Here is a 14,152-nt window from a genome sequence, read left to right as displayed (position 1 = left end):
ATTGAAATGGTTACAAAGGACGTTACTGTTTAAGGGGATGTAAATAATGAAAATAAAATTAGCCACCTTTAGTTTAATTCTCTCGAGTGCACTTTTTATGTCACAAAATACCCAAGCGAATGAAAAACCTTTTGCCATTGCGATCCACGGTGGCGCAGGCACGATATCTAAAGCCAATCTCACGCCTGAACTGCGACAAGCCTATAAAGATAAACTAAAAGAAGCCGTCGATAAGGGCTCAAAAATATTAGAACAGGGCGGCGATAGCATACTTGCCGTACAAACAGCCATCAATGTATTGGAAAACAGCCCATTGTTTAACGCCGGCGTCGGTTCGGTTTACACCTATGATGGTGGTCATGAGTTAGATGCCTCTATCATGGATGGTAAAACCATGAATGCTGGTGCTGTGGCAGGTGTACGCCATATTGCTAATCCTATCGATTTAGCTATAGCGGTGATGAATAAGTCCGAGCATGTGATGCTCTCGGGTGCGGGCGCTGAGGAGTTTGCCTTGACTCAAGGTTTTACGCTGGTACCTAACAGCCATTTTGATAGCGATGCCCGTTATCAGCAATTACTCGATGCCAGACAAAAATTGCAGGCGGCGGAAAAGTCCGAGCAAATTGCAGGTATTGAGATGAAAGATCTCGATTATAAATTTGGCACCGTTGGCGCAGTCGCTTTAGACAAAAACGGTAACTTAGCGGCGGGGACATCCACCGGCGGCATGACGGCTAAGCGCTTTGGCCGGATCGGGGATTCGCCAGTGATTGGTGCGGGCACCTATGCGGAAAACGGCGTTTGCGCTGTATCTGCAACGGGTCACGGTGAGTTTTTTATTCGCTACCAAGTGGCGGGCGATATCTGCGCCAAGGTGAAATACCAGCAAAAATCCATTATTCAAGCGGCGGATGAAGTGATTAATCAACGTCTTATCACGGCGGGCGGTTCTGGTGGGGTGATTGCGGTTGATCATCGAGGCAATGTTGCTACCCCCTTTAATACCGAGGGAATGTACCGTGCAACCCGCACCAATGGTGAACCCGCACAGGTAATGATTTGGCAGGACCAATAATGTGAGTCACCTGCGATCATCACAAAGAATAAGTGCCGCATAAGCGGCACTTATTCTTTGTAAGACATTAGGGTGTGTTGACGTTTCGAGATTAAATGTTGCTCGTTCCGGTAAGCACGTGCTCGCGAAACGAGGAATGCTGTGTCGTTATTCTACTCAAATGACGAGCGGCTCTTATGGCAGGAAGTAAGTCGAACCCTTGGGGCAGCATTTTGCGGGCGTTTCTGCCGCATTATCGTCCGTTTATGTAGAATAACTACACGGACTTTGCCTTGCATAAACGCCCGCCAAAATGCTGCAAAAATAACCCTAAAACGTCAAAACGCCCTAGATATCTCATGAATTGACAGGGCTGTTACTTTTGAGGTCCATATGCATTTTGATTAGATGTTCTTCCATATCGAAGGTCACCTTAAAGCCTAGGCTTTTAGCAAGACTTGCCATATTGCGGTTTTCAAACATGGTAAAGCCTGTAAGCACTGGAGTGTCATTGGCTTGATAGTATTTAATCAATTTTTCAAGCAGCAGTTTACCTAGCCCAATGCCTTGATGATCCCCCCGTACCGCCATAGCAAATTCTGCCTCGGTATTATCGGGGTCGATGGAGGCCCTTACCGCGCCTAAGGTAATGTCATCACCGTCCGGCCCTTTGGCCGTAGCGATAAAGGCCATTTCGCGGGCATAATCGATTTGAGTCAATACCGCCATTTCCTCGTGGGTCATTTTCGAGCGTACGCCAAAATAGCGTTTATATCTGTCCTCATCGGAGAGGGAGTTATCAAAGGCCAGATGTTTAGGCTCATCCTCGGGAAGAATGGGGCGAAGCATCACTCTGAGGCCATTTTTTAGCTCGGCAAATTCTTCTAACTCTTTGGGATAGGGCATGATGGCAAGTCGAGAGGGATTATCCGTATTGGCATCGTGTAGACGGATATTCACATCGAGCAGGGTAATGTTTTCCCCCGCCGCCAGTACAGGGTTGAGATCCAGCGCCGCAATCTCTGGACAGTCGATAATTATGTGGGATATTTGCGTCAGCATCACGCATAGGGCGTTCATATCAAGCCCTAGTGGCAAATGCCGATCTTTTAACTTATGGGTTTTTAGGGCTTGGATGACCATATAACGTGCCAGCGCCATATTCAGTGGGGGAAGCGCAACGGCTGCATCTTGAGTCGGATCCCATTCTGAGCCGCCTTCACCTAAACAGATAGCTGGGCCAAAGACGGGATCGCTTATCACGGCGACACGGATTTCCTGCGCGCCTGCAGTCAGTGCCATCTTTTGTACTATCATGCCTTCGATAATGGCGTCCGGATTGGCTTGGTGTACCCGCTGGGTAATTGCATTCGCGGCATGGCGAATGTCTTCCTCAGAGGTGAGATTAAGCATGACGCCATGGACATCGGATTTATGCAAAATATTGGGTGATTGCACCTTGAGCGCAAGGGGGTAACCCGCCTCATTGGCAATAGCAACGGCCTCATCAGCATCTTTGACAAACCAAGTGTCGATAGTATTGAGGCCATAGGCGCGCAAAATCGGGCTGGCTTCATGGGTTTCGAGTACCGCTTTACCCTTGGCCTGCGCCGCTTGCAGCAATTTTCGCGCTGTTTGGCTATCGGTCGGAATATTGTCGGGGATCGACTGCGGCACTTCCTGTAGCAGTTTTTGATTGCGACGATATTCCACCATATGCATAAAGGCGCCTACTGCACCTTCGGGGGTGCGATAGGTGGAGATGCCGCCCTTGGTAAAGCGTTTGCGGGCTTGATAGGCCGAGTCTTCACCGCTCCAGTTGGTGAGGATATTTAAACGGTTTTTCTTCGGATGCGCATGGATAACTTTAATTAAGGCATCGGCAATCTCGACACTTTCACCAAGGGCTGAGGGCGAATGCAATACTAAAATGGCATCTAATTCCTCACTATCCATTAGGATGGAGAGCGCATTGGCATAGCGGCTAGCATTCGCATCACCGATAATATCCACCGGATTTTGTTTCGACCACGTCGAGGGTAGAACTGCATCAAGCTTAGTAAGCGTTTCTGGGGATAATTCTGCTAATTTCCCGCCGCGGAGGATCAGTTCATCGACGGCTAATACCGCGGGCCCGCCACCATTACTGATAATACCTAATCGCTCTCCCTGCAGTGGATTAGAGTGAGCAAGGCTTTCAACCGCGGCAAAAAGTTCTATTAAATCATTTACCCTCAGCATCCCCGCGCGCCTAAAGGCGGCTTCATACACAGCATCATTACCACCGATACCGCCCGTATGTTGTTTCGCGGCACGTACGCCTTCGGCGCTGCGGCCCGATTTAATCACTAAAATCGGTTTATTACGCGAGGCTGCTCGGGCAGCAGAGAGAAAATGGCGCTTCTCATTAACTGAGTCGATATACAGCATAATGGCACTGGTACGGCTATCGCGGCCGAGATAATCGAGCAGTTCATCGAAGTTAATATCAGTGGCATCGCCAAGGGAAATAAAAGACGAAAAGCCAATCCCTTTGTTATTTGCCCAATCGAGCACTGTGGTGCATATTGCCGCTGATTGGGATACAAACGCAATTTTGCCGGGTAAGGCACTCGCATGGGCAAGGCTAGCATTGAGTCCTAAGGGAGGTAAAAGCATCCCTAAACTATTAGGACCAAGGATACGCATGCCATAACGTTTGGCATGTTGCATGGCTAGGTCGAGTAAGCTTACACCATCATCGTTGACTTCCTGCGCCATCCCAGAAGCCATAATAATTGCCACTTTACAGCCAAATTGCGCGAGAGTTTCGACAATCGCGGGTACACGGCTAGCACGAGTACAAATCACCGCGAGGTCGGGTTTTATCGGTAAGGCTTCAATGTTGGGATAGGCAAGCACGCCCATAACCGCGCGATATTTGGGCGTAACGGGCATGATAGGCCCAGAAAACCCGCTGGATAGCAGGTTTTTCATCAGCACATTACCTGCACGTTTCTCGCTATTAGAGGCGCCAATGATGGCAACGGATGTGGGTTTAAATAAGGAATGTAGTGTACGTTGACTCATAAATGATCCCATCCCAGACGAAGACGCTGCCAGTGTAACCTACGCACGTGGGGCTGCACAGTTTTGATTCAGGTATTGCGCGGTATTTATTAGTAAATCATTAAGTTAAATGCGGTAAACATCATATTTTTATCTTTAATGAAACATTTTTAGTAACAGCGAGATCTCTGACTACAGAAGCGAAAACCTGTGGGCTTTGCGGAGATTTTGGCGGCCAAATGCGACTAAAGGCAGCAGATGGCAAACGTCTACTCCTTGCCTCTCGTCATCTGAGTCGACGTGTTACGAGAGTATAAGCTTGCCAGAGCGAAGATAATCTAATCAAGAAATGTCAACACGCCCTCAACAAAGTAAAAATTTTCCGTATTTGTTTGAAAACCCCTGAATCTCAAACTACTTTTTACACACGGATAAATTATTGTGAAGTGTTTATGAGATACATGGATGGCATCATCGCAGTCTTTGCAATAGCAATAGGTTACTTGGTGGGGTCTATTACCCTTTGGCTCCTCAGTCCGGTGTTGGCGGTTGCCGTGATGCTATGTTGGCAATTTTACCGTCAGCAGCAATCTTCGGTGGTGTCTAGCACATCTCAAGTAGAACAACGGGATGGCGTCGCTCTTGGTTGGCAAACGCATCAACGCTTATACCAAGAGGCGATTGCGACCGTTAGTGAATGTGAAAATAATATCCATAATGTCCTGCGGGTTCAGGAAGATGCGGTTAATTTACTCGGAGATTCTTTTGATGGCTTAGGCCGGCTGATGACTGAGCAAACGGGATTTATCTCTGATCTAGTAAAAAGTACTGATGATGCTGAGATATTTCACTCCGAGCAGATGAAACAATTTGCGAATAATACGTCGCAAACGTTAGAACGCTTTATTCAATCCACCATCGAAATGTCTGCCTCAACAATGGAATTGCTTGAGAAAGTTAACCTTATTTACGAATCCATGCCGCAGGCGATGAAGGCCTTACAGGATATCGATCAAATATCTTCTCAAACAAACTTACTCGCTTTAAATGCCGCGATTGAGGCGGCGCGTGCGGGGGAAGCGGGCAGAGGCTTTGCGGTCGTGGCGGATGAAGTGCGTGCATTGTCTAACCGCAGTTCTGGATTTAGTGAAAGTATTCAAAAACAACTGAGATCTATTCAGAATCAGATTGAACAACTCACCCAGCATGTAAGTAAAGTTGCCGCACAGGATATGAGTTATATTATTGATGCAAAAAAAGATATTGATACAGCACTCAAACAAATTATCGTAAAAGCGGAAAAGGATTCTAAGGTCATTGCGCGCATTGATTCATCGGCGCATGAACTTGAAACGGCAATTTCAGATACGATAAGGGGATTACAATTTAGTGATATAACCTCTCAAAGTTTGTCACACACCAATCAAGCGTTACATCATTTAAAAGAATCGCTCAAACAAGTCACAGCTATGTCTTATGAGGAGTTTGGAATTACCGGTGAAGACGTGACTGAAAAAATGAGTCGGCACCGAAATGAAAAGCATAATCCCGTATCAAGGAATGAAATAACGAGTGGCGAAATCGAACTCTTTTAAATGGATATTATATTATGTCAAACATTCAGACCATTATCTTGCCAGAGCGATTTGACTTTTATTACCACAAAAATTTTACACGAGACTATCAACAAATCTTAACTCTTAAGGACGTTAATCATATTATTTTGGATTTTAGCCGAGTGTTATATCTTGATAGTTCAGCGTTAGGCATGATGGTACTGCTATATCGAAAAGCTCAAGAAAAGGGAATGTCGACATCAGTAAAAGGAGCTCATGGTCAAGCTGAGGAGATATTAACCATCGCCAACATGCAGAAAATTTATATCATCGAGTAACCTAGCTATGTCAGAGCACTCAGCAATTAATCACTTTGTATTGGTTGTCGATAATGATGCTGTTGTGAGTCAGTCTATCAGTGACTTTATTCATAGCAAAGGTTATAACGTGATTATCTGTGATAATCTTGAGGATGCTTTTTTTGAAATATCCATCAACAGAATTGATTTGATTTTAGTGAATTTCTTTCAGTCCGATGGTACAGCGTTGACATTGCTAGAAAATCTTCGTCAATTGAATAAGGAAATTCCAGTTGTCGTTGTAACTGATAGGAAAGAACCTCAGGCATTTTTAGATTGCTTTAAAATGGGGGTGTTGGATTTTGTTGTTAAACCTATTAATGTGGAATTGTTTTGGTATAAAGCTGAAATTTTATTAACACGTATCAGATTGCAAGAAAAAGTTAAGCAGCAAAGTGTTGAACTCGAAAAAATGCTCTATGAAAAAGCAAGAGAAGAGCAACTGGCTCGTCATATTTTTGAGCATTTAGTGAATGTTGATAATAGCCAATTTGACTTTATAAAGTCATTTTCTCAAGCAAGTGCGAATTTTAGTGGCGATATTTTGTTAAATAGTGTCTCACCTAACGGTAATTTATTCATTATGCTAGCTGATTCAACAGGTCACGGTCTTAGTGCTGCCATGCCTATCATGCGAGTGGCAAGTACATTTAAAGCTATGGTTTCTAAGTGCTTTTCACTAGTAACCTTAATCTATGAGCTTAATGAAAAATTATTTTACGAAAATCCAGATGATAGATTTGTTGCCTGCATTCTTCTTGAAGCCGATTTATTTCGTAATAAACTTTATGTTTGGAATGGTGGTATGCCGCCTGTTTTTCTTCACCTCAGACATAATAATCAATCTCAAGATAATAATTCGTGGCTAAATAAAGTGTTTAAGTCAACGAATATGGCGCTTGGAATTTTACCGCCAAATACATTTATTGCAGACATTGTTGAGATTGATTTGCCGCACGAAGGATATGCATGTCTATATAGCGATGGATTAATTGAACAGCCATTATTTGATAACTCTCAGTTTGGTATGGAGCGACTTAATGCTCTGTTTCATGAAAAATTAGACTCCTTGCCTTATTTTTTTAAAGAAAATTTTGATAATAATTCTCTGGATAAGCATATTGTTGATGATATTAGTGTTTGCACTCTTGATTTTCAGCGTCTTCATGACTGGTATCGTTCTCAAGATGTTAGGCATTTATTATCAAATAAGAATGGAGAGTTTGATTGGGATATCAAGATATCAGGACCTATGCTACTAAGTGCGGATTACTTGAGTATGCTCAACCAGTTTTTATCAGCATTTGGTTTTGCGACATATTTTTGTCAAAGAGTATTTACGGTAGTGGCCGAGTTATTTAGTAATGCTATCGACCATGGTGTACTAAAATTAGATTCTAGACTAAAAAATGATCCTGAAGGCTTTGAATTGTACCATAGTATAAGAGATGGCTGCGCAGATAGGCTTACTTCAAATGATTGGGTAAAAGTGAGCATAACGTGGAATGACAGGTATGAACTGTTGATCACTGTGTCTGATAGTGGCAAAGGATTTACTGGTTTTGATAAATCGATTTCAAATTATCCTGAACTTTCTGGACGAGGCTTATCACTGGTGAAAAAATTATGTAAACACTATGAATTAATTTCTCCCGGTAATATCACTAAAGTGGTTATGGAATAGGGCATGAGTAAAAAAATATTAATTGTTGATGATTCTGCTGCCATTCGACAGATGGTTGAAGCCACGCTGAAATCAGCAAACTATCTAGTCACTTTGGCTAAAGATGGCCAAGAGGCTCTCGATTTGTGTAGTAGCCAGCGATTTGATTTTATTTTGACTGACCAAAATATGCCGAGAATGGATGGTTTAACCTTAATTAAATCTTTGCGAGGGATGTCCGCATATATGCGAACCCCAATCATAATGCTAACCACTGAAGCGGGAGAAGATATGAAAGCCCAAGGAAAAGCGGTTGGTGCAACGGGATGGATGGTTAAGCCTTTTGACCCGCAAAAATTATTAGCAATAACCGCCAAAGTGCTGGGTTGAGGGTATTGGGGGCAATATGTCCATTAATATGGCTGAGTTTCATCAAGTCTTTTTTGAAGAAAGCCATGAGCATCTTGAAAGCATGGAGCAACTGCTTATTGCCCTCGATCTTCAGTCGCCAGAACCCGAGGAGTTAAATACTATTTTTCGAGCGGCGCACTCCATTAAGGGGGGCAGTGGTATTTTTGGCTTTACGGCGCTCACCAGTGTCACTCACGTAATGGAAAACCTACTCGATAAAGTGAGAAAGGGTACATTTGAGTTATCTTCCGGGGTCATTGATTTACTTTTGAAGACGGTTGACACGCTATCCCACATTCTTAGCTTGTATCGTGAAGATTCACCAATTGATTGGCAACAGGTTGAATTTGCTAAAAATCAATTAATTGCAGCATTAAATGGTGAGCCTTTTTCGATTACCCATTCTAACGAAACGTTCACTTCGCCAATTCAAACAGCAGTGCCACACACAGCAACGGTTTTACCCAAGGCCTGTGACGAGAATGATCTTGGCTTTGGTTTTTTTGAAGATGATGTCAAATTAACCTTAGCCATTGAAAATCAAGATTTTGGTTTTTTTGATGAAGCGTATATTGCGAAAGAAATTAGTATTGATGATTTAAACAAAACGGTCCCAAATAGTCAGCAACTTAATACAGCGCCTGACGATGACTTAGGTTTTGGTTTCTTTGAGTCCTTAACAGCTGAAAGCATTGACAGTGAAATTGATGCTTTAGTGCAGATTAAAACTAATCCAGCACATCCCATCATTGAGCCAATTGCAGAGCCTATTAGTCATCATTCCGGTGCTAAAGTGCCTCGTTATACAGGCAAAGTCACGCAAACCGAAAAAACAGAACCCACAGATTTGGTTACTTCAAATGCATCAAATCAGCATGTGGCTTCTGCGGTCACATCACCACAAACAACTGTTGCGACTAAAAAAGTCAACACGACCACTCAAGATGCCACATTAAGAGTCGAAACCTCCAAAATCGATACCCTAGTCAATCTTGCGGGTGAATTGGTTATTACCCAGTCAATGTTGACCCTCATTGGTAATGAGCTGTCGGGTGAATTGGGTGAAAGGCTTAAGACTGCATTGGTCGAACTTGAGCGAAATACGCGGGAGATGCAAGAGGCTGTGATGTCGGTCCGAATGTTGCCAGTTTCCTTTGTATTCAACCGGTTTCATCGATTAGTCAGGGATTTATCAGAACAACTCGGCAAAAATGTCAATCTCGTGATCGAAGGTGGCAACACGGAAATCGATAAGGGCATGATTGAAAAGCTGGTCGATCCGCTCACGCATCTAGTACGCAATAGTTTAGACCATGGTATTGAAAAACCAGAAGTCAGGCGTGCGTTGGGTAAAGCTGAAACGGCCCAATTATCGCTTAAAGCAAGTCAGCGGGGGGGCTGTATTGTCATTGCTGTGCACGATGATGGTGCTGGATTACATCGCGAGAGGATCTTACAAAAAGCCCGAGAAAATAATATGCCAGTTGCGGATAACATGCCGGATAAACTGATTTGGCAACTGATTTTTACCGCCGGATTTTCGACCTCCAAGGAAATTACTGATGTTTCTGGCCGTGGTGTCGGGATGGATGTTGTTCGTCGAAATATTGAAGCACTAGGCGGACGAATCGATATCGATTCCGTGGCGGGTCATGGGGCTACCTTTGAAATTCAATTGCCACTGACCTTAGCCATTGTTGATGGGATGAGTGTGAGTGTGGGGAATCAAATCTATATTTTACCGCTTGTCCATATTATCGAATCAATACAACCCCATAATGAGCAGCTAACGTCCTTTGCTCACGAGCGTTTAATCCGAGTCAGGGAAGAATATTTACCCCTATTAAACCTGCATCAATTGATGGAAATCGATCCGTTTGCCAAGCGTCCCGAAGAGGGCATTGTGGTGCTCCTTGAAAGCAACAATAAACGTTTTGGATTGTTTGTTGATGCATTGGTTGGTCAGCAGCAGGTTGTGATTAAAAGTCTTGAAAAACATTATCGTCGGATCCCAGGCGTGTCTGGAGCCACCATTATGGGAGATGGTAGTGTCGCTTTAATTCTCGATGTGGAATCACTGGCCCAGCATATTAAGCATTAACTGAGGACATGCTAATGGAAAGTCGCACATTGCTCGGCCCTAAACCGGAATTTAGTGCCCATGATGAAGTAGAGTTTTTAAGTTTTGTGCTGGGTGAAGAACACTATGCATTGGACATTATGTCGGTAAAAGAAATAAGAGGTTACGAGCCTGTCACAAAAATTGCCAATGCGCCCAGTTTTATTAAAGGAGTGCTTAACCTGCGTGGTGATATCGTACCGATTGTCGATTTACGAATGAAATTTAATGTCGGAACAGCTACTTATGATGAGTTCACGATAGTGATTATGCTCAATGTTTGTGACCGAATTGTCGGCATCGTGGTCGATGCTGTTTCAGATGTCATTAAACTGGCGAGTGAAGCCATTTTACCCGCCCCGCAATTTGGCGCTGCCTTTGATAGTCGCTATCTCAAAGGTCTCGCAACCGTTGAAGAAAAAATGATTATTTTGGTCAATATTCAAGCTCTTATCAGCAGTGATGAGTTGGGGCTAATGGATACAAACAGTCTTTCTGAGCAGGAGTAAACACTATGGGTATCTTAGATATTTTCGGTAATACCGAAGAGCGCCAACGTCGAGATGAAGAGCGCCAACGTTATTTCCAATTGCTCGATAACAGTGGTAATAATTTCATGATTGCCGATAGTGAGCGCAATATCATTTACGCCAATAAAGCCGTACTGAATATGCTGTCAGAGGCTGAGGCTGATATCCGTAAACAGTTACCCCAGTTTTCCGTTGCCAAGATCGTTGGCAGTAATATCGATATCTTCCATGTTAATCCCGCTCATCAGCGCAATATGCTAGAAAGATTAACACAACCACATACGGCACAAATCAGCATTGGTAAGCGTACCTTTAAATTGATACTGACACCTATTATTTCCCGTGATAATAAGCATTTAGGGACTGGTGTTGAGTGGATTGACCGCACTGAAAGTATTGAAGCTGAACGGGCAACCCAACGCATATTAGAAGCGCTCAATAACACAAGCACCAATGTGATGATCGCCGATGCCAATCGAACCATTATTTATATGAACCGTTCAGTTGAAGCCATGTTACGCCGCTCTGAAAGTGAAATTCGCCAGGTTTTACCCCATTTCGCCGTGGATAAGATCATCGGTAGTTCTATGGATATCTTCCACCGTAATCCGGCGCATCAAGCGAGTCTGCTTGACAAGCTCGATCGTAAATATGAGTCGCAGATCAAAGTGGCGAGTTGTCATTTCCGTCTAACGGCAAGCCCGATTATTGCAAAGTCAGGTGAACGGTTAGGCACAGTTGTTGAGTGGCTCGACCGTACTGAAGAAGTACTAGTTGAACAAGAAATTGCTCGGATCGTTGGGGCAGCCGCTGCGGGAGACTTTACCCAACGTGTTGATAGTCAAAGTAAGCAGGGTTTTTTCTTAATGTTAGCGAATAGCCTCAATGCTTTGATTGAAACCTCTGATAGAGGATTACAAGATGTTGCTCGTGTGCTAATGGCCATGGCTGAAGGGGATTTGACCACGAGGATTTATAACGAGTATGAAGGCACCTTTAATGATTTAAAAAACTATTCAAACCAAACCGCTGAAAAGCTCTCTTACATGATAAGAGATATTCAAAAAGCAGCTGATACCATCAATACCGCATCTACTGAAATCGCTCAAGGCAATGCCGATCTGTCCAGTCGAACAGAGGAGCAAGCCTCGAGTCTCGAAGAAACTTCCGCCAGCATGGAAGAGTTAACGGGAACTGTAAAATTAAATGCTGATAATGCCAGCCAAGCCAATGCGTTAGCTTCAAAAGCTGCCGATGTGGCTGAAGATGGGGGAGAGCTTATCCAGCAAGTCGTGCAAACCATGGCGTCAATCAACGAATCCGCGCGCAAAATTGCCGATATTATTGGCGTGATCGATGGTATTGCCTTTCAAACCAATATATTGGCGCTCAATGCTGCGGTCGAGGCAGCCAGAGCCGGTGAGCAGGGGCGGGGGTTTGCGGTCGTGGCCTCAGAAGTGCGAAGCTTGGCTCAACGTTCTGCAAATGCAGCGAAAGACATTAAGGCATTAATCTCTGACTCGGTCAGTAAAATTGAGAGCGGCAATAGCCTCGTCGGAAAATCCGGCGATACCATGAAGGAAATTGTCATTGCAATCAAACGAGTGAACGACATTATGGCGGAAATAGCCTCCGCCTCTAATGAGCAAGCGATTGGTATCGGTGAAATAGGCAAAGCCGTTGTGCAAATGGATGAAATGACGCAGCAAAATGCGGCGTTAGTCGAAGAAGCCGCTGCGGCAGCTGAAAGTATGCAATCTCAGGCGCAGCAACTTGCTGATAGTGTGGCAAATTTCAAAGTCGATGAGGAAACAAGCGCAATTGGCCGCACCTCTGAGCTTAAAAAAATAGCGACTAAAACCCCCTCATTAGCACGAGTGTCCACGAAACCTAAAGCAATGACGCCTAAGCCTAGGTTAAATAAAGTCGATCAAGATGAATGGGAAGACTTTTGATTGAGTGATCTCAGACCGCTAGGTAAGGAATATGTGTTTACATTGGCTCACTTCAAGGCGGTGAAGACCCTGCTGTATCAGTTCGCTGGTATAAAATTAGCCGACAGTAAAGACGCTATGGTGTATAGCCGATTAGTGAGGCGAATTAGGGCACTCAAATTATCGGGATTTACGGCTTATTTAGAGTATTTACAAGCGAATGAATGCGAACACCAGGAATTTATTAATGCACTCACGACTAATCAAACCGCGTTCTTTCGTGAGCCGCATCATTTTGAGGTGTTAAAACGCTATTTACAGACTCATCCACACACAAAACGGATCTGGTGTGCTGCAAGTAGCACGGGTGAAGAACCTTATTCAATAGCTATGGTTGTCGCTGAGCATTTTGGTCGATTTAATACACCGATTGAGATAATAGCGTCAGATATTGACAGTGCCGTCTTAAAAAAAGCGCAGACGGGGATTTATCCGATAGAGCGTATTGAGACGGTGAGCGATGAGCGTAAAACGTTATTTTTTCAGCGGGGTAAAGGGGCGAAACTCGGTCAAGTCCGTGTGATCCCGGAATTAAAGCAAATGTTGCAGTTTACTCGAATCAACTTAGTCGATTCTTTTTGGTCGATTAAAACCCCCGTCGATATTATTTTTTGCCGAAATGTAATGATTTATTTCGATAAAGCAACTCAAGAAGCCATTTTAAAACATATGGTGCTGTCACTAACGGAAGAGGGATTATATATCGCGGGACATTCTGAAAATTTCAATATGTTTCCACAGATCCTCACCCCTGTAGGACAAACTACTTATCAGGCCGTAAAGGGAAAAACGAGTGCTAAGACCGAATATTGAATATCCTGCCCTAGGGCCAAATCGGTATTTTGATCACTTGTTTGATTGTGAAGCCGTGAAAATTATGCCGGGTGAATATTATGCCACTCGGGAGGGTAAATTAATTGTGACTGTATTAGGGTCGTGTATTGCCGTTTGCTTATATGACCTCGAACGGAAAATTGGTGGCATGAATCACTTTTTATTGCCCAGTTGCAATAATCATGGAAATGGTATTTTAGCTGAATCAGCGCGTTATGGTGTCTATGCGATGGAGTTGCTGATCAATGATTTATTGAAATTAGGTGCAAGACGGCAGTTCATTGAAGCGAAGGTGTTTGGTGGTGGCAACATGCTATCAGGATTAACATTACACAATATTGGCGAGCGTAATGCTGAATTTGTGTTGGATTACTTGCAGATAGAGCAAATCCCCGTCATCGCTGCGGACTTACTCGATATTTACCCGCGTAAAGTGTACTTCTTCCCGGAAACAGGATTAGTTAAAGTTAGAAAAATCAAGACGATGCATAATAGCACTATTATGGAGAGGGAAAGTGAATACCGCTTACGGATTAAAAATCTTCCGAGTGGTGGGGATGTGGAACTCTTTGGTGAATAGC

General features: G+C 43.8%; 11 protein-coding genes. 10 read left to right on the top strand and 1 reads right to left on the bottom strand.

Going from position 1 to position 14,152, the window contains the following annotated elements; all coding sequences use genetic code 11:
- Positions 1-46 precede the first annotated feature (46 nt).
- Positions 47-1,078: an isoaspartyl peptidase/L-asparaginase gene (locus HG547_RS09195; RefSeq protein ID WP_037429111.1), complete on the top strand. Its 1,032-nt coding sequence runs from the start codon at positions 47-49 to the stop codon at positions 1,076-1,078.
- 336 nt (positions 1,079-1,414) lie between these two features.
- On the opposite strand, the gene HG547_RS09190 is transcribed toward HG547_RS09195, so the two are convergent.
- Positions 1,415-4,126, bottom strand: coding sequence for an acetate--CoA ligase family protein (locus HG547_RS09190; RefSeq protein ID WP_169547679.1), 2,712 nt, complete (start codon positions 4,124-4,126; stop codon positions 1,415-1,417).
- 431 nt (positions 4,127-4,557) lie between these two features.
- On the opposite strand from HG547_RS09190, the gene HG547_RS09185 reads away from it, so the two are divergent.
- The 9 genes from HG547_RS09185 to cheD are packed head-to-tail and all read left to right on the top strand — an operon-like array spanning position 4,558 to position 14,151.
- The gene (locus HG547_RS09185; RefSeq protein WP_099458171.1) at positions 4,558-5,700 is read left to right on the top strand and encodes a methyl-accepting chemotaxis protein; all 1,143 of its coding nucleotides are present in this window, start codon (positions 4,558-4,560) and stop codon (positions 5,698-5,700) included.
- 14 nt (positions 5,701-5,714) lie between these two features.
- Positions 5,715-5,999, top strand: a complete 285-nt coding sequence (locus tag HG547_RS09180; RefSeq protein WP_037429105.1) for an STAS domain-containing protein — start codon at positions 5,715-5,717, stop codon at positions 5,997-5,999.
- 7 nt (positions 6,000-6,006) lie between these two features.
- Positions 6,007-7,704: a SpoIIE family protein phosphatase gene (locus HG547_RS09175; protein WP_169547678.1), complete on the top strand. Its 1,698-nt coding sequence runs from the start codon at positions 6,007-6,009 to the stop codon at positions 7,702-7,704.
- Positions 7,705-7,707: 3 nt separating this feature from the next.
- Positions 7,708-8,073: a response regulator gene (locus HG547_RS09170; protein WP_037418002.1), complete on the top strand. Its 366-nt coding sequence runs from the start codon at positions 7,708-7,710 to the stop codon at positions 8,071-8,073.
- Between the two features lie 16 nt (positions 8,074-8,089).
- Complete coding sequence (locus tag HG547_RS09165; RefSeq protein WP_169547677.1) at positions 8,090-10,195, top strand: chemotaxis protein CheA; 2,106 nt, start codon at positions 8,090-8,092, stop codon at positions 10,193-10,195.
- Between the two features lie 14 nt (positions 10,196-10,209).
- Positions 10,210-10,722 carry a chemotaxis protein CheW gene (locus HG547_RS09160; RefSeq protein WP_037418008.1) on the top strand — a complete coding sequence of 171 codons (513 nt, stop codon included), beginning with the start codon at positions 10,210-10,212 and terminating at the stop codon, positions 10,720-10,722.
- A gap of 5 nt (positions 10,723-10,727) precedes the next feature.
- Positions 10,728-12,698 (top strand): methyl-accepting chemotaxis protein, encoded by a 1,971-nt coding sequence (locus HG547_RS09155; protein WP_169547676.1) that lies wholly within the window; start codon positions 10,728-10,730, stop codon positions 12,696-12,698.
- Positions 12,699-13,550, top strand: coding sequence for a CheR family methyltransferase (locus HG547_RS09150; RefSeq protein ID WP_169547675.1), 852 nt, complete (start codon positions 12,699-12,701; stop codon positions 13,548-13,550).
- Entirely contained in the window at positions 13,531-14,151 is a 621-nt protein-coding gene (cheD, locus tag HG547_RS09145; RefSeq protein ID WP_169547674.1) for a chemoreceptor glutamine deamidase CheD, read from the top strand. The genes HG547_RS09150 and cheD overlap by 20 nt, the downstream gene beginning before the upstream one ends.
- The last annotated feature ends 1 nt before the right edge of the window (position 14,152 follow it).

The organism is Shewanella sp. DNRA4 (assembly GCF_012843185.1).
GTDB lineage: Bacteria > Pseudomonadota > Gammaproteobacteria > Enterobacterales > Shewanellaceae > Shewanella > Shewanella xiamenensis.
Note: the sequence above shows the minus strand (reverse complement) of the source record. Positions and strands in the feature narration are given on the sequence as shown.